Source organism: Paenibacillus xylanivorans (assembly GCF_001280595.1).
GTDB lineage: Bacteria > Bacillota > Bacilli > Paenibacillales > Paenibacillaceae > Paenibacillus > Paenibacillus xylanivorans.
Window position 1 is genome coordinate 170,408 of the sequence record NZ_LITU01000081.1, and the last position, 21,023, is coordinate 191,430.

Here is a 21,023-nt window from a genome sequence, read left to right on the forward strand (position 1 = left end):
TTCCGACGGAACAAGCGAAGAAATTCTCGGGCGTGCCTTAAAGGACTTCACTAATCGTGACGAAGTCGTCATAGCTACAAAGGTATTTGTTCCAATGCGTAAAGGCCCAAATGCAATGGGACTTTCCCGCAAGGCCATTATGACCGAAATTGATAATAGTCTAAGACGACTCGGAACAAACTACGTCGATTTGTACCAGATTCATAGGTGGGATCCTAATACGCCAATTGAGGAGACTATGGAGGCTCTTCACGATTTAGTTAAGGCGGGCAAGGTCAGATACATCGGAGCATCCTCCATGCTGGCATGGCAGTTTGCGAAAGCTCAGCATGTCGCAGAGCGCAACGGCTGGACACGGTTCGTTTCCATGGAAAATAGATTAAACCTGCTCTATCGGGAAGAAGAACGAGAAATGCTCCCCCTTTGCAGAGACGAGGGAGTTGGCATCACTCCTTACCTGCCTTTGGCTGCAGGCCGGTTAACCCGGGATTGGAATGAGCAGACCACGCGATCAGAGAAGGACCAGGTAGCAAAGGCCTTGTTTAATAAAACGGAAGAGGCAGATCGTAAAGTCGCGGAAAGAGTTGGACAAATTGCTGCTAACCGGGGAATTTCGCGTGCACAAATTGCACTTGCATGGTTGCTACAAAAAGAAGAGGTCACCGCGCCGATTATGGGTTCGACGAAGATCAGACATCTGGAAGATGCGGTTTCGTCGTTGTCGGTTAAATTGACTTCTGAAGAAATTACCCGTTTAGAAGAACTGTATATTCCACATCCATTTATATAAATTTGACGCAAGTAAGGCATGCATCTGCTAATCATGCAAAGCCTGATTACTTATATGGTCAATTCTATGAAAAGAACTCTTCATGCTATGTCTCATGAGAGTTCTTTCGCTTTTGTGGTGATACACTGAACCGTATCACAAATAACGGTGAAAAAAGATTTAAGTTGTAACTCTAAGACTAGAGCGTTGTAGAGATTATATATTTACACCGTTGAATTGCCCGATAAAATACAGGTAATTCATATGGCATTGCCGAACCGCAAAGCACCCGTATATCTGTATTCACGAATGTCTCAGACTTACGGCGCTTGGAAAAGACAGAAAAACCCGCGAAAAACCTTGATCCTACAAGGATTTTCGCGGGTTTTATGTTCCTCATCCTTAACTTGTTTTCCGCTTGGTTCTCAATCGCGCACACGGTTCAGGTCCGTGTGGGCTAACCCCCGTGGAGGTTCGAGTCCTCTCGACCGCATCATATGTAACACGAAAAAGGTTCCTAGAGTGGCATTAATGCCATTAGGAACCTTTTTTATTTGTTTACGGATTTTGATATTTACTAATCCTGATTCTTCTCAACCCAATCCCTCGACTTGAGCAGAGTAGAAATTCTTATTTGTTTTTTTATCCAGTAATGGAAATATGTTTGTTCTTCGACGATTTGCCCCTGTATTTCAGGTTAATTGTACGTAAAATACCGAATTGTACCTATTCTAGGAATCCCCCATCCACTATTCTCTTCTCGTATGGAAGCGCTATCAACAAGGATTTGAACGACCAAATTCAGAGGGGGTAGGGATAATTTGAAACGAATCGGAAAAAGGATGGCAATGTGTTTTATGGTATTCATGATTGCAGCAGCGCAGTTCGGGATTATGGGAACGACAGGCAATGTGGCACAAGCAGCAGATAAGAGTCTGGCCCAAAAGCCGTATATGGGCTGGAGCAGTTACAGTATGCAGGTATATGACGGGGCAGGTAACTGGACATCGGCCGAGAGCATTAAGAAGCAATCGGACGCCATGCGTGAGAAGCTGCAAGCTCATGGATATGAGTACATTAATATTGATGCTGGCTGGAACGGTGACGAAGATGAGTACGGCCGTCCTATTCCGAGTACTGTTCTTTATCCGAACGGATTTCAGGAGGTCATCGATTATGTCCATAATAACGGACAGAAGATCGGGATCTATCTGATTCCGGGGTTATCAATCACTGCTTATGATAAAAATCTTGAGGTTTATGGGACGGGCGGAGCATGTCGTATGCAGGATATTGCGGTAAAGCCGCTCGTTGTAATGGATGCTTGGGATTCGTACACTTACAAAATTGATTTTTCGAACCCTTGCTCACAGAAGTACATTGACTCCATCGCGGATCTTCTTGGCGAGTGGGGCATCAACTTTGTCAAATTCGACAGTGTGACTCCAGGATCAGGAATCAATAACCTGAGCCGGGATGCACGCGGTGATGTGGAGGCATGGTCCAAAGCACTGGATAGAAATAACATCTGGTTTGAGCTTTCCTGGGCGCTTGACCACAACTACGTGGACTTCTGGAAAAAGTATGCAAATGGCTGGCGGATCGATTGGGATATTGAAGCCTACGATAGCAGTAAGGGGTTGACTGAATGGTCGAGTATTTCACGCTTATTCCCCATAGCGGCCATCTGGTGGCGTGATGCAGGGCCAGGGGGTTGGAACGATTTCGACTCCCTGAATGTGGGGAATGGCTCGATGGATGGTCTGTCCAAGGATGAGCGGAAGACCGCTACCACGTTCTGGGCGATCTCATCAGCACCGCTTTATACAGGTAATGATTTGACCAGGCTGGATAGCTATGGACTGGAATTGCTTACGAATGACGAAGTTATCGCGGTCAATCAGGCCGGACGTCCAGGCCATCCGGTATCCATGGAAACCAAGCAGCAGGTTTGGTATGCCAATAATGGAGATGGTACGTACAGCGTAGCTTTGTTCAATCTGGGCAATCGGAGTGCCGAGGTCAAAGTGAAATGGAGTGATATTGGCCTTGAAGGTCCGGCTTCTGTCCGTGATCTCTGGAGCCATTCCGAGCTGGGGGATTTTAATCATGAATTCAGTGGCGGCGTACTGGAACCCCATGCTTCCCGGATGCTTAAGGTAACCGCACTGAGCGGCACATCAGCCGTAAATGATGATGATACGGGCATGCGCTATAGTGGGGATTGGAAGCGTAACGGAGGCAAGGAGCAAATCGATGGCAGACAAGATCTGAGCATCGCCATTACGGATTCCTCGACCACTGGTCCAGCGAATATAAATACGCAGCAAGGAGCTGACTTGGAAGCTGGAGATGACCCAACCGCGAATGTAGAAAATGCAGCAAATGCTGCTGCCGTGACCGATGTGGTTTACATTAATGATGATGACAGCCATATTCAATACACCGGTTCATGGAGTTCAAGTTCAGGGAGAAATTTTGGGGATTACAAGGGAGATGTACATTTTACTGAGAACGACGGCGATTATTTTGAATATACCTTCACGGGCACAGGCATTGATCTACTGACGGAGAAGGATCAAGAGCAGGGAGACATGATAGTCACACTCGACAATGGAACACCTGAAACGGTTAGCGCTTATACCGATGGAGAACGAGAGGTCCAACAGGTGCTGTATAGTGCGGCCGGATTGGATAACGCTTCGCATACCTTGAAGGTAGTCAAAAAATCGGGCCAGTATATGCTGCTGGATGCGCTTAGAGTAACAACGGAAATAACCACAGGAGGGCAGAACAGCACCATTAGTCCGGCTTCTGTTGACTTTGACAAGGCAACAGAACAACAGAAGGATATTGCTGTCACACTGTCATTGAACGGAAACACATTAACTGGCATTGAAAATGACGGAGTAACGCTCAATGAAGATGACTACACGGTGGTCGATGACAAGCTGAACATCAAGAAAGAATATCTCACCCAATTGCCTGTAGGAACTACAGACTTAAGCGTCACTTTCAGCGCCGGTGATCCGCAGACTCTTGTAGTTAAAGTCAGTGATACAACGGGCATTCGTTATGCACTGATCAATAATGACGATCCAGCCATTAAATACAATGGCTCATGGTCCCGCAGCACCGGCAGAGGCATGGGCGACTATAAGGATGATGTGCAGTATACCGAGACGAATGGTGATTCTTTTGAATATACCTTCAGAGGAACAGGAATCCAATTATTCACGGAGGTAGACCAGTCACAAGGAGATATGGATATCTATGTGGACGGTCAATTCAAGGAAACGGTCAGTGCCCATAGGAACGGACGATTGGCACAGCAGAATCTGTACAGCATCTCGGGGCTGCCGGATGGACAGCACACGCTAAAGGCCGTCAAAAAGTCGGGTACCTTCATGCTACTTGATATGCTCAAGGTTGAGCTTCCGAATATGATTAATCCGGTGAATGCGAGCTTTGACAAATTAGCTTCGGATCAGGCTGACATCGATGTAACGCTGCTGATCCAGGCGGGAAGCTTCAAGGGCATTACCAATGGCTCCAATGAACTGGTCCGGGGGACTGATTATACAGTTAATGGAGATCGCGTTACACTGAGCAAAACGTATCTTGCTGCGCAGCCCGTGGGAACGTTGAATCTCAGTTTTTCCTTCGGCGGTGATTATCTCAATGACGTACATTCTACGACGGTGGATGGAGATTTCTTCGAATACACCTTCAAAGGGACCGGAATAAGCTTGATTACACCTACTGGACCGGAGCAGGGAGAAGTGGATATTTATGTCGACGGACAACTGAAGCAAACCGTGAACGCATACAGTCCGAGTCGACAAATGATGCAGGAAATTTACAGCATTTCGGGACTGGCAAAAGGCCAGCATACACTCAAAGCTGTCAAGAAATCCGGCGACCTCATGCTGGCTGATCAACTGAAATTTACTGTCCCTACCGGAAATAGTGAACCAACAAATCCGTCGAATCCAGGTGGGCCATCCAATCCGGGTGCACCATCAAATCCAGGCGGACCATCGACTCCAGTCGTCCAGCCTTCAAATACTTCTGTGCCATCGCCAACTCCGGAATCTGGCACACCAGAGGGGGGACCAGGTACTGGCAATGGTCAGGATATTAAGTATAAGGCCTATATTCAAGGATATCCGGGCGGTTTGTTCAAGCCGGATAACAAGTTCACCCGTGCAGAGATGGCAACCATACTGGCAATGGTATCTGAGAAAGAAGCCACAGGATCTGCTATTTCATTCAGTGACGTTAAGTCTGAATATTGGGGAGCTGACGCCATTGCCAAGGTAAGCCAGATGGGGCTGATGAATGGTTACAAGGATGGTACGTTTAAGCCAAATCAGTCAATAACTCGGGCGGAGCTGGCCAGTCTTGTAGCCCTTCTTGGTCCGGATGCCGGAACTCCAGGCAATGGATTCTCTGATATCAGCAGCCACTGGGCCAAGGAAGCCATTTTGAAAGCGCAAAGTGCAGGCATCCTGAAAGGCTATAGTGATGGAACTTTCCGACCAAATGCCGTACTGACAAGAGCGGAAGCAGTTGTTGCCATCAATCGAGCTATAGGCAGAGCACCACTCACGAACATTTCGCAGCCGCAGTGGAAAGATGTTCCTTCCACACACTGGGCTCTTGGCGATATTGAAGCAGCATCGGCCGATCAGGTTGTAACACCCCGGACAGAGGGGGAAGAACCAAAGAAGAAATGAAGTGAAACTAGGATTGGGGGGGCCATCATGGCCCCTTTTTTCTGAATGATAAGGAGTTATTGGAGGGCTGGCTTGTTGTACCGGATAATGGGCTATTGATGTCACGCATCATCTCAAACCAAAGAACTTCGGAAATGTTAAAAAAAGCAATGATAATCTTCTTTTTATCGTTGCCTTTTATTCATTCCCGAATGAAACACGATGGGAAAATGAGATAAAACAATTGACTAAGCCGCAAAATATTATTATCTTTGATAACGCTACCAATACCTCAAGGAGGGGGAGGAGGGTTACCCATTAAATATTCCAATGTTTTTCGTAAATTTTTAATTTCCTACGTGATCATTTTGGTTATACCCAGCATTGGCGGTTATATGTCTTATCTGACTTCCATCTCCGTAACACAGTCCATTTCCATTGAGAATAGTGTTACCCAACTTCAGAAAAGTCAGGAAATACTAGAGGGCCGCATGGCGGAAGTGGAGGGCTTCACCCGACAGCTTGCGGTCAATCAGGAATTGAACGTTCTCATGAATGAAAGGGACAACGAAACCAACGTATATGGGATATGGAGAACGATGGAGAATGTGTTGACCTTTGGACAGACCAATGATTTTCTGCAAAATTATTATATTTATCTTGCGAATTACAATCTAATTTTGACACCGGGCTCTTCTTACAGACCGAATCATTATTACACTGATTTCCGTTATAACGATCTTTCGTTGGAAGAATGGATGAAGGACGTGTTGGGGAAGACACACCGGAGTGAGATTAAACCGCTTAGTTCCTATGTCAGTAGGGGAAAGCAGACCTCGGTAATCACATATATGCAGTCATTGCCTCTGGACAGCTTCAATGATTCTTCACCGGCTGTCGCCGTTGTAATCATTGACGAGAAGATGATTCTCAGTCTGTTGTCCAGCCTGAATGATCGATACGGTGGCTGGGTTCATATCAGCGATGCGGAGGGCAATACCATTGCACTTCAAGGGAGCGCAGAGCCTGATATGATGAAAATGGCCTCTGACTCTCATTTTGATCCAAGTAGAGTCAGCCAGTTCTATGGGGATGATCTCGTGATCACTACAAGATCCGATAAGAACGGATGGGTATATCAGGCGGGGATTCCCCGTCATGTCCTGATGGAGAATGCAAACAGGATCAAGGGGATGACGCTACTGATTACTGGCGGCACACTGCTCATCGGACTGATTGTTGGACTCGTGCTGGCCTATCGCAACAGCGTACCAATCAATCGACTGTTAAGTGTAATGAAAGAGCAGTTTGGGAAGGATGGATCGGCTCCCAAAAATGAATTTGATTTTTTGAGTGGAAATATCGCCGATATGCTCACCAAGAACAAGCTGCTTGAATCCGAATTGAATCGCCAGCTCCCACTGGTCAGGGATGCCTTCCTGAAGCGGTTGATCTCCGGCGAATTCAAATCGCGGGATGAGATTCTTTCCGCCGCCGAACAGGCAGATATTAATTTGTATCAAGGCACGGGATATGCAGGAATTGTCCAGATTAAGGGGTATGCCAGTATGGACAGCGTTGAGATCCTGAATGAACTGAATGCCTCCCGACTACTGTTGAAGCAGGCTTTGGCTGAACTTGGCGTAGATGTTCTGATGACGGATATGGGTTCGGATAAAGTGGTCATCCTATTCTTTTCCAAGGAAACCGATCCCGAAATAGATCGTGAAAAGGAAGATATCACGCATACCATGGAGAATCTGGCACTGTATGTGTTCAATGAATACAGGATCACCATCCAGTCAGGTTTCGGAAATCTCTTCACATCGTTGACAGAGGTCAGCCTTTCCTTTGATCAGGCGAATCAGGCACTGGAGTATGCAGTCTACATGAACAAAAAAGGCATGGTGTGGAACAACGAAACCCAAACCGAAAATACAACTTATTATTACCCGCTGGATTCGGAGCAGCGACTGATTGGCACGATCCGTGCAGGGGAACTTGAAGAGGCCAAACGGATTGTCGATGCAATCATTGTGCAGAACATGGAGCAGCGTGAACTGTCCATGGAAATGAAGCATCAACTTGTCGGAGAAATGAAGGGGACTTTTCTCAAGTTGCTGGATCAAAAGGCGTTTACCGAGTACGCCTCCATCGAGAATGTGAAACGGCGAGTCATTGATATTGGCTCCTCGGAGCCTCTCGAAACGATAAAAGCCGAGTTTTATGAAATTATGGAAGAGCTGTGCTCCGTTATTGCGAACAAGAAGAAGGATGCCCATATTCAAATGATCAAACAGATCAAGGAATATACTGCGAAAATGTATTCCGATACAGAGCTGACTCTGTATCGGGTAGCAGAGCATGTGGAGCGGCCCGAGAAATACATTTCTCAATTATTCAAAGAGTTTACGGGTGTCAATTTCTCCGACCACCTCATCAAAGTCCGAATGGATCAGGCTGTAATTTTGTTAAAAGAGAGCAATTATACGGTGGACGATATTGCGTCACGGGTAGGTTACAATAGTTCTCACTCTTTTAGGAGGGCCTTCAAGCGATTGAATGGCATTTCGCCCAGTGTATTTAGACAATCAGTTGATGATTAAATGAATTCAGGACCCTTAGGCTGTGTTGTTCGTGCTCCGGACAATGCAGTCTTTTTTTTATGAATTCGCCTCTGTTATGGGGAAATGGCTGTCGTGCTGCGGATTTGTGCCCCCAAAAACGGGATAACTGTACGTTTAAAGGCGCAGGTGTACCTGTTTATAGGACATCAAAATCGACTATGATCAGATCTAAGAAAGCGCTACCATAATTTACGCATCACAGACAGCTGGTAAGGGGGGATTGTTCTGGAGAAGGAAATCGTATTTAATCACAAGACATCAACACAGCCAAAGGGACCTGGTTTTCTGACCAATGCCCGCAAAAGAATGATGAAGCACTGGCAGTTACATCTGCTGGTGATTCCGCCCTTGCTTTTTTTTCTCATCTTCAAGTATTATCCGATGATCAATGCGGTCCTTGCCTTTAAGGACTATAACGTCATCAAGGGAATATGGGGAAGTGATTGGGTTGGTTTTCAAAACTTTCGTCTGTTCTTTGAGAACCCATTATTCTGGACCCTGGTGAAGAACACCATTTTGCTTAGCGGTTATTTAGTGCTGGCCGGATTTCCAATTCCGATTGTGCTCGCACTCATGATTAACGAGGTACGTGGAGCCAAGTTCAAGAAATTCGTCCAGCTCGTATCTTTTGCTCCCTATTTCATCTCAACGGTCGTAATGGTGTCCATGATTATGCTGTTTCTGGCACCGCGGCTTGGATTTGTGAACATCGCCCTGAATTTCTTTGGACTGGATTCCGTGAATTTTCTGGGTGAGCCGGGTATGTTCCGCTCGATCTATGTATGGTCCGATATTTGGCAGACTGCCGGGTACAGTGCGGTTATTTATTTGGCAGCACTGGCCGGAATCGATCCCACATTGTACGAAGCGGCCAAAGTCGATGGAGCCTCTCGTTTTCAAAAAATCCGTCACGTGGATCTGCCAGGGCTTGTGCCAACCATTGTCATCATTTTGATCCTGAATGTTGGGAATGTCATGGCGATTGGCTTTGAGAAAGTCTACCTGCTACAGAATCCGCTCAATCTGGCCAATTCTGAAATCATTGCAACCTATGTCTATCGTATCGGCCTATTGAATGCCAACTATAGCTTTGCGACTGCGGTGGGGCTGTTTAACTCACTCATTAATCTGGTCTTATTGGTTACGGTGAATGGTTTGGCGAAGAGAGTAACTAAGAATAGCATTTGGTAGGAAAGGAGTTCACCTATGGCTGCAACCGTTCAAACGAAGATTAAAGAGTCCGCTGCGGACAAAACGTTTCTGGTTACAATCTATATTTTGCTCAGTATCGTGGCGCTGGTGGTCATTTACCCGCTGATTTTTATCGTCAGCAGCTCAATCAGCAGCCCGGCAGCAGTAACTTCCGGGCGTGTATGGCTCTGGCCCGTAGATATTTCCTTTAACGGCTACAAGGCATTATTCAATACACCTGAAATTCTAATCGGCTACGGTAACTCCATTTTCTATACGGTCGCGGGTACGCTGATTAGCGTAGCGCTGACCATCATGATTGCCTATCCGTTGTCACGCAAAACCTTTTTCGGCAGGAACACCCTGATGATGATCATCACCTTCACCATGATTTTCAGTGGCGGGCTGATCCCCACCTATATGGTGGTGAAGCAGCTTCATCTGATTGATACCCGTTGGGCGTTGCTGATCCCGAACGCAATCTGGGTATGGCAGGTTATTATTGCCCGTTCGTTCTTTCAATCCTCTATTCCCGGGGAGCTTCTGGAAGCCAGCGAAATTGATGGGTGCAGTGATATGCGGTTCATCTGGAGCGTTGTACTTCCATTATCGAAGCCGATCATCGCCGTGCTGGTTCTCATGTATGCAGTGGGGCAGTGGAATGCGTACTTTGATGCCCTAATCTATCTCAAATCGGCAGATCTGTTCCCGCTACAACTCATTTTGCGAAGTATCATCATTCAAAACAACGGTTCGGGCGCCATGGACGTGGCGAAAATGGTGGAAAGACAGCAGCTTACCGAACTGTTAAAATATTCGTTAATTGTGGTCGCCACTTTGCCTGTACTCGTCATTTATCCATTTGTACAGCGTCATTTTGTACAGGGGATGCTGGTCGGTTCCGTTAAGGGTTGATCCTTCGTTTCGGTGTATGGAGAAAGAAGATATAGAGCGTTCATACGTAAGGGTTCATTGTCTCAAACTGGTAAACTACAAAAGGGAGTGATCAGATTTGAAGAAAAGTATGGTAACGTTATTGATGCTGGTAATGGCATTCACAGTTGTCATGAGCGGGTGCTCTAATGGCAGCTCATCTACTGCACAACCGGGGAGCTCGGAAGAGGGCGGCAAGGTGAATATCAGCGTGTTCGCGGTTCAGGACTCTAGCATTGATATTCCGACCAATAAATTCACAGCATTTGTGGAAGACAAGTTCAATATCAAATTTAATTGGGAGATCAACCCATCGGACGGAGCCAAGGAAAAGCGGCAAATCTCGCTGGCAAGCGGCGACTATCCTGATGCCTATCTGCTTACCCACTATATAGACCAGTTCTCTCAGGCCGATCTTCTGAAGTATGGCAAGCAGGGGGTGCTCGTTCCTTTGAACGACCTCATTGATCAATATGCGCCCAACATCAAAGCGGCCATGGAGAAGAACCCTAATCTGAAAACGCTTAATACGGCACCTGATGGCAATATCTATGGACTTGTTGCGTATACGGAATGTTTCCACTGCTCCTACCCGAGCAAGATGTGGATTAATACCGAATGGCTGAAAAAGCTGAATCTGGAAATGCCAAAGACTACCGAAGAATTTAAAAACGTGCTGCAAGCATTCAAAACGCAGGATCCTAACGGAAACGGCAAAGCAGATGAGGTGCCGCTGAGTGGTTCCATAGAGGAGTTCGGCGTACGGATTATTCCGTTCCTGATGAACGCATTTGTCTATGATGATGACAGAAACTATCTGCAAATGGAAAATGGAAAAGTTCAATCTGCGGCAATTACACCAGAATGGAAAGAAGGATTGACTTACATCAAGTCCCTCTTTGATGCAGGTCTGATTGATCCTGGTGCATTCACACAAAACGCAGAAGCGTTCAAGAAAATCGGTGAAAATGCAGATGCTGAAATTTTGGGCGCTGGTGCAGCCATGCATCCCGCGATCTTCGTAAACATCGATGAAGGCAATACTCGCTCGGCGCACTATAACCCGCTGCCACCGATTTCTGGACCACAGGGTGTGTCCTATGCGACGCATGATGCGGGCGGTGTATCTCCGGGAGCGAAGTTTGTAATTACGAACAAGGCAAGTGAAGAAGCACAAATTGCCCTGATCAAAATGGTTGACTACATGTTCACACCAGAAGGCCAAACGAACGGTGCAAGTGGCATGAAGGGAATTGACTGGACTGACCCAGTCGATGGTGATGTGGCACTGGGTAAAGATGTTAAACCTGTAGTCAAACAAATCCCGATGGCTGAAGGTGAAGCACCGCGTAATGCGGGCTGGAGCGGTATGGCTCACTTCTATATGCCCAAAGAATATCGTGATACTTTCGTTCAGGGCACAGATATTTATGGATCCAATGGTTATGAGCGCAGATTATATGACGCATCGCTGTTGTACGAAGGGCATGAGCCCAAAGAGCTGTTCCCTATCTGGTCCGTCTGGATTGATCCAAACGAAATTGACGAAGCCAGCTTGCTGCAAACCAATATTAGAAATTACATCGAGCAAAATGAACTGCAATTCATCACAGGTAACAAGGACTTGAATAAGGACTGGGATGCTTATGTGAAAGGTTTACAGAACCTGAAGCTTGATCGTTATCTTGAAATCTTGCAAAAGGCATATGATTTGACGAAGTAAACAAGTTAGAAATCGAAATCAGGTGCTTATGATAGATCCGGCACCTGATTTCCTTGTATTTAGGGAGAATCCGAGTTTTAATAACGGAGAAACAAAAAAGAAGGGCGGGATACTTATTCATTCTGCAGAACATGGCACAACAGCGAATTCCACCATTGTAAGATTGACTGATTACGGCGCCCAGCCAGACTCGGGGCGGGATACCCAGCGGGCCATGGCCCGTGCGATTCAGGCTGTGGCCCAAATTGCTGGTCCCGTTGTGATGGAATGCGCGAAAGGCACTTATCATTTCTACCCGAATGAGGCGATTCGGGCGCCCTATTATATCTCGAATACGGCCAGTGAGGAAGAAAACGCGGATATAACGAGGACTATTGGCATTTTGCTGAAGGATTTGGACCAGTTCACAATGGAGGGCAACGGCTCCCTGTTTATTTTTCATGGCAAGCAGACCATGTTCCTGTTAGACGGCTGTTCAAATGTGTTGATACGTAACCTACATACCGATTATGACCGACCAACGGTAACCGAAATGAAGATTGTCGGATGTAGCAAAGATTACTTCGATACGGAGGTTCATCCCGATTCCCGTTATGAAATTCAGGCTGGGAGATTGACCTGGGTCGGACAGGAATGGAGCTTCGCAGAAGGCCCCATGCAAACCTTTGACCCGGTGCGGAATACAACCTGGAGAATGGACAATTGGTTGGAAAAGGCGAAGTCTGTCGAAGAGCTCGAACCGATGAAGATACGTCTTCATTTCGATCATCAACCGATGGTTGTTCCGGGTCATGTCTTGCAGAACCGCGATGGCATTCGTGATCAAGTGGGTGTATTTATTACCCAAAGTTCGAATGTTACTTTTACCGATGTCGGCCTGCATTTTCTGCATGGACTTGGTATTGTAGGTCAATTCAGCGAAAATCTCACCTTTCGCAGAATGGATCTGTCTCCGCGTCCTGAAACGGAAAGGACCGTTGCTGGTTTTGCAGATTTTATCCATATGTCCAGCTGCCGGGGCAAGGTGAAGGTAGAAGAGAGCCGTTTTTCCGGTTCTCATGATGATCCAGTCAATGTTCATGGCACCTACCTGCGAATCATAGAACAGCCAGCCGAGAATTCCGTGAAGGTTCGCTTTATGCATCCTCAAACGTATGGACTGCCAGGATTTTACCCAGGTGACAAAATTGAATTTGTTCGTTCCGGTTCCCTTACCACTTATGGAGCCAATGAAGTGCTTGACGTCGTGCGGCTGAATCCGCGCGAGTTGCTGTTGACTCTGGTCCATCCGGTACCGGATGGCATTGGCAGGCACGATGTAATCGAGAATGTGACGTGGACGCCTGAAGTCGACATTATAAATAATCACTTTGCCCGGGTGCCCACGCGAGGTATCCTTGTGACGACGCGGCGCAAAGTGGCAATTGTCGGCAATACCTTTGAACGGATTCACATGAATGCCATTCTCATCGCCGTCGACGCTGAATCCTGGTATGAGTCTGGGCGGGTGGACAATGTGACTATCACGGGCAATCGTTTTGTCGAGTGTGGTAGCGGGGAACATCCTGTGATCTTCATTTCACCGGAGAATGTGGACGTGGATGCAAGCGCTCCAGTTCACCGACAAGTTACTATTCGGAACAATCAGTTTGAAACCGACTGCGATATACCGGTTCTAAGCGCCAAATGTACTGGCGGGCTAATCTTCAAGTCGAATGAAATTCTGTCCATGCACGAATTGGGGAAATTACCCCGCATGGAAGAGGTAACCCATTTAATCGCCTGCAGTGAGGTAGACATAGCGGACAATATGATTAGCAATGCAGTAAAGGTGTCTGATTAATTTTTGAATGAGTGATTGGGAGGGAGAGGTAACATGAAATTACAATATGATAAACCGGCAGACGTATGGACAGAAGGGCTTCCCATCGGAAATGGCCGTCTGGGCGGCATGATTTTCGGCGGAGTGGAGCTGGAGAAAGTCAGCCTGAACGAGGACACCTTGTGGTCTGGATATCCAAAGGAAAGCAATAACCCTGGTGCTAAGGACATTCTGCCCCAGGTCCGCAAGCTGATACAAGAGGGCCGTTATACGGAGGCGGATGTACTGACGAAAGGGATGCTGGGACCGTACACCCAATCGTATCTACCTTTCGGGGATTTGCTCCTCCGTTTTGACCACGGGGGCATCTATCATTCCTATAAACGTTCGCTGGATGTAGAACATGCGCTGCACAACCTTGAATATCAGGTTGGCAATGTCCGGTATACCCGTGAAATGTTTGCCTCACATCCCGATCAAGTGCTCGTGCTGCGTCTTACCGCTAGTGTAGCAGGAGCGCTGAATGTGCATGCCTCGCTGGACAGTCCGCTTCGTCACACGATTTCTGTGTTGGAAGACAGCATCGTTCTGCTAGGAACAGCTCCGGAGCATGTAGATCCCAGCTATGTGACAAGCAATGATCCTATCCGATATGGTGAACCCGGTGATAACAAGGGCATGGCTTTTGAAGGCCAGTTAGCTGTAACGGCAGAGGATGGACAGGTAACGGTGGATGGCAGAGGAATTCATGTGTTGGGTGCAACGACGGCAACATTTTATTTCAGTGCGGCTACTAGCTTTAATGGTATTCACAAGATTCCGGGAATCGAAGGGGAAAATACTTCCCTCATTGCTGGCTCCATACTGAAAAAGGCGGCAAGCCAACCATACACTGGACTGCGTTACTCCCATATTGCGGATTACCGATTGCTGTTCGATCGAGTCAAGCTTCACCTTGGAAAATCGCCTGCTTCGGAGCAAATGTCCACTGAGCAGCGAATTACGACTTTTGGGGCAAAAGATCAAGGACTTGTGGAGCTGCTCTTTCATTATGGACGCTATTTGCTCATCTCTAGCTCACGTCCTGGAACGCAGGCCGCGAATCTCCAGGGGATATGGAATGCGTTAACTCGTCCTCCTTGGAGCAGTAATTACACGCTGAACATCAATACCGAAATGAACTATTGGCCAGCTGAAATATGCAATTTGGCAGAATGCCACGAGCCGCTGTTGGACATGATCGGCAATTTGGCGAAAAACGGAGCCGAGACAGCTCGGGTCAACTATGGCACACGCGGCTGGACAGCGCATCACAATACGGATCTGTGGGGACAGACTGCACCGGTTGGCGATTACGGAGACGGCGATCCAAGCTGGGCGTACTGGCCAATGGGAGGCATCTGGCTAACCCAGCATTTGTGGGAGCACTATGCCTTTAGCAGAGATGAAGCATATTTGCGGGATTCCGCCTATCCTGTGATGAAGGAGGCTGCCCTCTTCGCACTGGACTGGCTCATTGAGGATGGCAGCGGCAGCCTTGTGACTTCGCCGTCTACTTCGCCGGAGCATAAATTCAGGACAGCGGAAGGTGTAGCTGCGGTCAGTCCGGGTTCCACCATGGACATCTCGCTGATCTGGGAGTTGTTCACAAACTGCATCGAATCCTCCGAGCGGCTCGGAATTGATCAGGATTTCAGGGAAGAGCTGAAGCATGCTCGCGAGCGGCTATTGCCACTTCAGGTGGGCAAATACGGCCAATTGCAGGAGTGGTCGAAGGACTTCGAGGATGAGGATACGTACCATCGGCATACCTCGCATCTGGTAGGCGTGTATCCTGGACGACAGTTGTCCGAAGAGGAGACACCGGAGCTATTTTCTGCTGCCAAAACCTCACTGGAACGCCGCGGAGACGAGAGCACAGGCTGGAGCCTGGGATGGAGAGTGGCTCTATGGAGCCGTTTCCGGGATGGCAATCGATCCCTGCTTCTGCTCTCCAACATGCTCCGGTTGGTTAAGGATGGAAGATCGGAGCAGTACAACCACGGCGGCGTATATGCCAATCTGCTCGGTGCGCATCCGCCATTTCAGATTGATGGCAACTTTGCAGCATCTGCGGGCATTGCCGAGATGCTTCTGCAATCGCACCGTCCATATTTGGAGCTGCTTCCCGCATTGCCGGATGCATGGCAGCAGGGAAGTGTGGAAGGACTGCGTGCACGCGGTGGATTTGAAGTGGACATCCGGTGGGACAAGGGGCAACTTGCGGAAGCGAAGATCACTTCTCTGCAAGGCACAGACTGTGTGCTCCGTTGTAATTCTCGAATTTCCGTAACCTTGGATGGAGGCGTGGTTGAGACTGTACGTAACGATGAGAATAGCGTAATTTTCCTGACATCTGCCGGACAGACTTACCACATTAAGTTTGACGGGGAGCTATAGAACAGCAAGGTGAAGATGTGTTAAATCGCGATATGGATCGGAAGATCGTTGCATGGAAAACGCTCTATTCTGTCTCTATAATGAGGGCAGACTTGGGTAGGGCGGACATCCGACATGCGGTAACCAGACATTACATCGCATGAGCATGTGCTCACTTCAAGTTACAGCATGCAACAATAAGGAGGCATATTATGCTAACTAGTGATACATCTGTACAAGTGCAGCAACAGAGTGATAACTTTATCCGCGTGACGAACGGACACCTAAGCCTGGAGATTGATCTGGGTAACGGGGAAGCAGCCTGCATTGCCAGCAATTCATCCCATGTGAAGGGTATCCGCAGCGCTTTTCGCTGGCAGGGACGTGAATACAGTACGGATCACTATCAGAGCCATGAACTGACGACACAAGAAGCGATAGTTCAAGAGGGTTTTGGGAAAGGTATCCGTCTGGTTGTCCTGCATAAAACATCGATACTGCCGCAACTGGAGCAGCATTTCTATATGTATGAATCGTCGCCGTTTGTACTGGTGCAAACCGCTATAGCCGGGGATGTAGAGCTTAAGGCGAACCGCATGGCTGTCATCCAATCCAAAACCGTATCCCTCGGTGGAGAATCCGGCGAGGATGAACCCAGCATTCTGCGTGTACCCTTTGATAACGACAAATGGGTTAGATATACGGTAGTGAAGCCGCCGCTGGATGTAGAGAGCTACGAGGCAACAGCCTTGTTCGCGCCCAACAGCCGCCGGGGAATTGTGATGGGTTCTCTTACGCATAGGGTATGGAAAACAGGGATTCGTATCCAAAGTGAACAAAGGGGACATATCGAGGGACTTGATCTGTACGGCGGCGCTGTGAGTGAATTGACTCGCGATTCTCAGCCTCACGGTTATGTGAAGGGGAAAAGAGTGGAATCTCCCCTGGTATTCATCGGTTTCTATGAAGACTACCGTGAAGGTCTCGAAGCCTACGGTCAGGCCAATACCTGGATTGAGGCTCAGTTGCCTTGGGAGGGCGGTGTTCCGATCGGGTGGAACAGCTGGTCTGCCGCCATGAGCGATCTGGACTATGATCTGTATACAGCGACCAGCGATTTTCTCAAAAATGAAGTGCAGCCGCTTGGATTCCAGAATGAGGACACCTTATACATCAACTTTGATGCTTTCTGGGACAATTTTACGCCGGAAGAAATGAAGAGTGCACTGGAGCGGGTGCGGCAAAATGGACATAGAGCGGGCACGTACTGGACACCATTTGCCTTCTGGGGAGGGCCTGATCAGTTCGGTCAGGCAGTCGAAGGAACGAATGGAAGATACACCTATGAGGATATCCTGCTGCGTGACAGTGAGGGCGAGATCCTGCCGGATGTAGACGGTGGTCTGGCTATCGACCCGACACATCCCGGTAACCTGCAAAGAATCGACTGGTTTACGGACAAATTCATCACGGAAGGTTTTGAATATATCAAACTGGATTTCTTGGCACATGGCTCACTGGAAGGACAGCACCACAATCCGGATATTACAACAGGGATTGCGGCTTATCACTATGGCATGTCTTATTTGCAGCATAAGCTCTCGCCAGAAGTAATCGGTCGGCCGTTTTTCATTAACTTGTCCATCGCTCCATTATTTCCATATGCGTTTGCCCACAGCCGCCGTATTTCCTGTGATGTCTTCGGTACACTTGCGGATACGGAATATCTGCTGAACTCGTTGACACACGGCTGGTGGATGAGCAATACGCTGTATCGCTACAATGATCCGGATCATTCCGTGCTGTACAAGAGCTTCAACCAGGAAGCCACTGGCTGGCATGAAGGGCGCAGCCGCCTGACCGCTTCAGTCATTGCAGGAACAGTGCTTCTGCTCGGGGATGACTTCCGCAAAGAGGAAGCTGCTGAACGAGCAAGAGCGTGGCTTGGCAACAAGGATATTATGAATGTCGCCCGAATGGGTAAAACCTTCGGTCCTCTCGAGGGGGATCTTGGCAAGCTGTCTTCTGACGTATTTGTCCTTGAATCGCTCGAAGAGAAGGCCGTGTATCTGGCTGTTTTCAACTTTGACGCTTCACAAGCCGCGCACCGATCCATATCACTGGAGCGTGCAGGGCTGGATACGAAGACTGTTTATAGTTTTCAGGATTTGTGGGAAGGTTCGAAAGGGGAAACGTCGGATGAGCTTACAGTATCCTTGGAACCGGCAGAATCCAAAATCTTCAGATTGACCCTTAAGGAAAACTGACTAGCAGCAATTTATCCGGCAGTTATGAAGAAAACATGTATAAGTCATCGGGTATTACCATCGGTTTTATGATAAATACAAAGTCAAACGCGCGCTTTTGTCTCTTGCAATCGCGCGTTTGTCTGTTTTCGGGAATGTGGGCTATATCTGCATCATGCAAAGATGATCATTTAGGACTGGAGGATATGATATGAACGATTTTACATTGTGGTATTCAACTCCTGCTGCGGATTGGTCCCAAGGCTTGCCACTGGGCAATGGAAGAATAGGGGCGGTTGTCATGGCTGCGCCGCACCGTGAGGTATGGAGCTTGAGTGAGGTTACCTTTTGGTCGGGGCAGATTGATCTGGAGCCCCCCTCTGTTGGGGGGAAAGCCACACTGGAGGAGATGCGTCGTCATTTTTTTTCAGGCAACTATAACGAAGGAGACCGTTTAGCTAAGCAGCATTTGCAGCCGCAGAAGCAGAATTTCGGCACAAACCTTGGATTATGCGAGGTGGTTATTGATTTTGCAGAGGAGAGTCCAGACCTTGGTGAAGGCGGAAGATTTCGACGGGAGTTGGATTTGACCTGTGCAGTGGCGGGGGCAGTCCGGGAGGGGGATGGCACAAAGCTGTATCGTGAGGTATTCGCCTCCCATGCCGATGATCTGGTAGCCTCCAGAATTTGGAGCGATGTCCCGGGTGGAGTATCCTTCACGCTTGGCTTGAAGGGGGGCACGGAATCATTCAAGGCTGTAGCCTTAGACGACACCACGCTTGAATTTCAAGGGCAGGCGACAGAAAATGTCCACAGCAATGGGACTTGCGGCGTATGGGCCAAGGGCTTGATGAAGGTGGTTGTAACTGGGGGGGGCATTGCCAGAAAAGATGGGCAACTGATCATCACCAGAGCGGATGAGGCAAGGATTTATTTGACCGTAAGTACGGATTATCGGCGCACAGACTCGGATTGGGAGACGGAGAACGATTATACGCTGGTGAAAGCTTTGAACAAAGGTTATGCCTTGGTGAGAGAGGATCATGTCCGCGATTACAGTGAGCAATATGACAAGGTAGACATTCAGCTGGGGAAGGGCAAATCCGGTCTGTCTACAGATCAGCGCATTCGTATACTGGAACAGAGTGGTGGGGATGAAGACCCTCAACTTTTCGCATTGTTTCTACAGTATGGACGGTATCTGACCATCGCCGGATCTCGCGAGAATTCCCCGCTACCGCTCCATCTCCAGGGAATCTGGAATGACGGTGAAGCGTGTAGAATGGGCTGGAGCTGTGATTATCACCTTGATGTGAATACCCAGATGAATTATTACCCCACAGAAATTGCGAACCTGGGGGAGAGCCATCTTCCACTGCTTCGATATGTTGAAGATTTGGCACAGGCGGGCAGATCAACGGCCCGTAATTTATATGACTGCGACGGATGGGTTGCGCATGTCTTCTCCAATGTCTGGGGTTTCACGCTGCCGGGATGGGAGACCTCGTGGGGATTGAACGTTACAGGCGGATTATGGCTGGCTACACACCTGATTGAGCATTATGAATACAGCCAGGATAGTGTGTTCCTAGAAAGTGTGGCCTATCCAGTACTCAAAGAATCCACGGCCTTCTATCTGGATTACATGTGTGCTCATCCTGATAATGGTTGGCTGGTAACCGGTCCATCCAATTCACCGGAAAATCATTTCTACTCAGGTAATCCGGAAGATGGGGTGCAGCAGCTGTCCATGGGATCGACGATGGACCAGATCCTTGTGCGCCGGCTCTTTGAATTCTGCCTCACTTCAGCAAGGCTTTTGGACAGAGATGAGGATTGGGGAAGGAAGCTGGAGGAAGCCATCAGCAAGCTGCCACCTCTACAGATTGGCAAGAAGGGCCAGCTGCAGGAGTGGCTGGAGGATTACGAGGAGGTACAGCCGGAGCATCGGCATTTATCCCATATGTACGCTCTGTATCCAGACAGCCAAATCACACCTGAACGGACACCCGAACTTAGCGCAGCTGCAAGAGTGACGTTGGAGAATCGGATGCTCCAGGAAGGGCTGGAAGATGTGGAATTTACAGCTGCCCTGTTTGGCCTGGGTTTTGCAAGGTTGCATGACGGGGAAATGGCCTACAAACATATCTCCCACTTGATCAGCGGTTTATGCTTCGATAACCTGTTCACTTACTCCAAGTCGGGCATTGCCGGAGCGGAGAGCAATATTTTTGTCATTGATGGAAATTTTGGCGGTACAGCTGTCATTGCGGAAATGCTGCTGCAAAGTTATGAAGGAGAGATTCACCTGCTGCCAGCGCTCCCTCAGGCTTGGAGCACAGGATCTGTCTCCGGTCTGCGGGCCAAAGGGAATGCCGAGGTTGATATCGTCTGGGAGAACGGACAGCTGACAGAAGCCGTGATTCGCACCTTCTCACCAGGCAAGTTGACGGTTTGCTGGGGGGATCAAAGAACTACTTGGCAGGCGGAAACAGGCGAAATATACAGATTCAATACAAGGGTAGAGCAGGTGTAGTTAAAATCAACCTTCATCATTATTAAGCATAATGTGCTTT

10 protein-coding genes are annotated in these 21,023 nt (G+C 48.2%); all 10 read left to right on the forward strand.

Features of this window, described 5'->3' with window-relative positions; genetic code table 11:
- The coding region (locus AMS66_RS26685) for an aldo/keto reductase (RefSeq protein WP_236703639.1) at positions 1-790 on the forward strand (790 nt) is incomplete at its 5' end.
- Between the two features lie 845 nt (positions 791-1,635).
- Positions 1,636-5,508 carry a X2-like carbohydrate binding domain-containing protein gene (locus AMS66_RS26690; protein WP_236703640.1) on the forward strand — a complete coding sequence of 1,291 codons (3,873 nt, stop codon included), beginning with the start codon at positions 1,636-1,638 and terminating at the stop codon, positions 5,506-5,508.
- Positions 5,509-5,882: 374 nt separating this feature from the next.
- Positions 5,883-8,093 carry a helix-turn-helix domain-containing protein gene (locus tag AMS66_RS26695; RefSeq protein ID WP_082350915.1) on the forward strand — a complete coding sequence of 737 codons (2,211 nt, stop codon included), beginning with the start codon at positions 5,883-5,885 and terminating at the stop codon, positions 8,091-8,093.
- A gap of 327 nt (positions 8,094-8,420) precedes the next feature.
- A complete protein-coding gene (locus tag AMS66_RS26700; protein WP_144424618.1) occupies positions 8,421-9,305 on the forward strand; it encodes an ABC transporter permease in 885 nt (294 codons plus the stop codon).
- Between the two features lie 15 nt (positions 9,306-9,320).
- Complete coding sequence (locus AMS66_RS26705; RefSeq protein ID WP_024629273.1) at positions 9,321-10,220, forward strand: carbohydrate ABC transporter permease; 900 nt, start codon at positions 9,321-9,323, stop codon at positions 10,218-10,220.
- A 97-nt stretch (positions 10,221-10,317) separates the two neighbouring features.
- Entirely contained in the window at positions 10,318-11,961 is a 1,644-nt protein-coding gene (locus AMS66_RS26710) for an extracellular solute-binding protein (RefSeq protein ID WP_053783665.1), read from the forward strand.
- 28 nt (positions 11,962-11,989) lie between these two features.
- Positions 11,990-13,804: an alpha-1,3-galactosidase-related protein gene (locus AMS66_RS26715; RefSeq protein ID WP_144424619.1), complete on the forward strand. Its 1,815-nt coding sequence runs from the start codon at positions 11,990-11,992 to the stop codon at positions 13,802-13,804.
- 33 nt (positions 13,805-13,837) lie between these two features.
- Positions 13,838-16,222 (forward strand): glycoside hydrolase family 95 protein, encoded by a 2,385-nt coding sequence (locus tag AMS66_RS26720; protein WP_053783666.1) that lies wholly within the window; start codon positions 13,838-13,840, stop codon positions 16,220-16,222.
- Between the two features lie 191 nt (positions 16,223-16,413).
- On the forward strand, positions 16,414-18,468 hold the full coding sequence (locus AMS66_RS26725; protein ID WP_160319740.1) for an alpha-galactosidase: 2,055 nt from the start codon (positions 16,414-16,416) through the stop codon (positions 18,466-18,468).
- A gap of 190 nt (positions 18,469-18,658) precedes the next feature.
- Positions 18,659-20,983, forward strand: coding sequence for a glycoside hydrolase family 95 protein (locus tag AMS66_RS26730; protein WP_053783668.1), 2,325 nt, complete (start codon positions 18,659-18,661; stop codon positions 20,981-20,983).
- Positions 20,984-21,023 lie beyond the last annotated feature (40 nt).

Excerpts from the sequence above, each read along its gene's own strand:
- AMS66_RS26725 (WP_160319740.1), top strand. The coding sequence starts at position 16,414 with ATGCTAACTAGTGATACATCTGTACAAGTGCAGCAACAGAGTGATAAC.
- AMS66_RS26705 (WP_024629273.1), top strand. The coding sequence starts at position 9,321 with ATGGCTGCAACCGTTCAAACGAAGATTAAAGAGTCCGCTGCGGACAAA.
- AMS66_RS26690 (WP_236703640.1), top strand. The coding sequence starts at position 1,636 with ATGATTGCAGCAGCGCAGTTCGGGATTATGGGAACGACAGGCAATGTG.
- AMS66_RS26730 (WP_053783668.1), top strand. The coding sequence starts at position 18,659 with ATGAACGATTTTACATTGTGGTATTCAACTCCTGCTGCGGATTGGTCC.
- AMS66_RS26695 (WP_082350915.1), top strand. The coding sequence starts at position 5,883 with ATGTCTTATCTGACTTCCATCTCCGTAACACAGTCCATTTCCATTGAG.
- AMS66_RS26715 (WP_144424619.1), top strand. The coding sequence starts at position 11,990 with ATGATAGATCCGGCACCTGATTTCCTTGTATTTAGGGAGAATCCGAGT.
- AMS66_RS26720 (WP_053783666.1), top strand. The coding sequence starts at position 13,838 with ATGAAATTACAATATGATAAACCGGCAGACGTATGGACAGAAGGGCTT.
- AMS66_RS26700 (WP_144424618.1), top strand. The coding sequence starts at position 8,421 with ATGATGAAGCACTGGCAGTTACATCTGCTGGTGATTCCGCCCTTGCTT.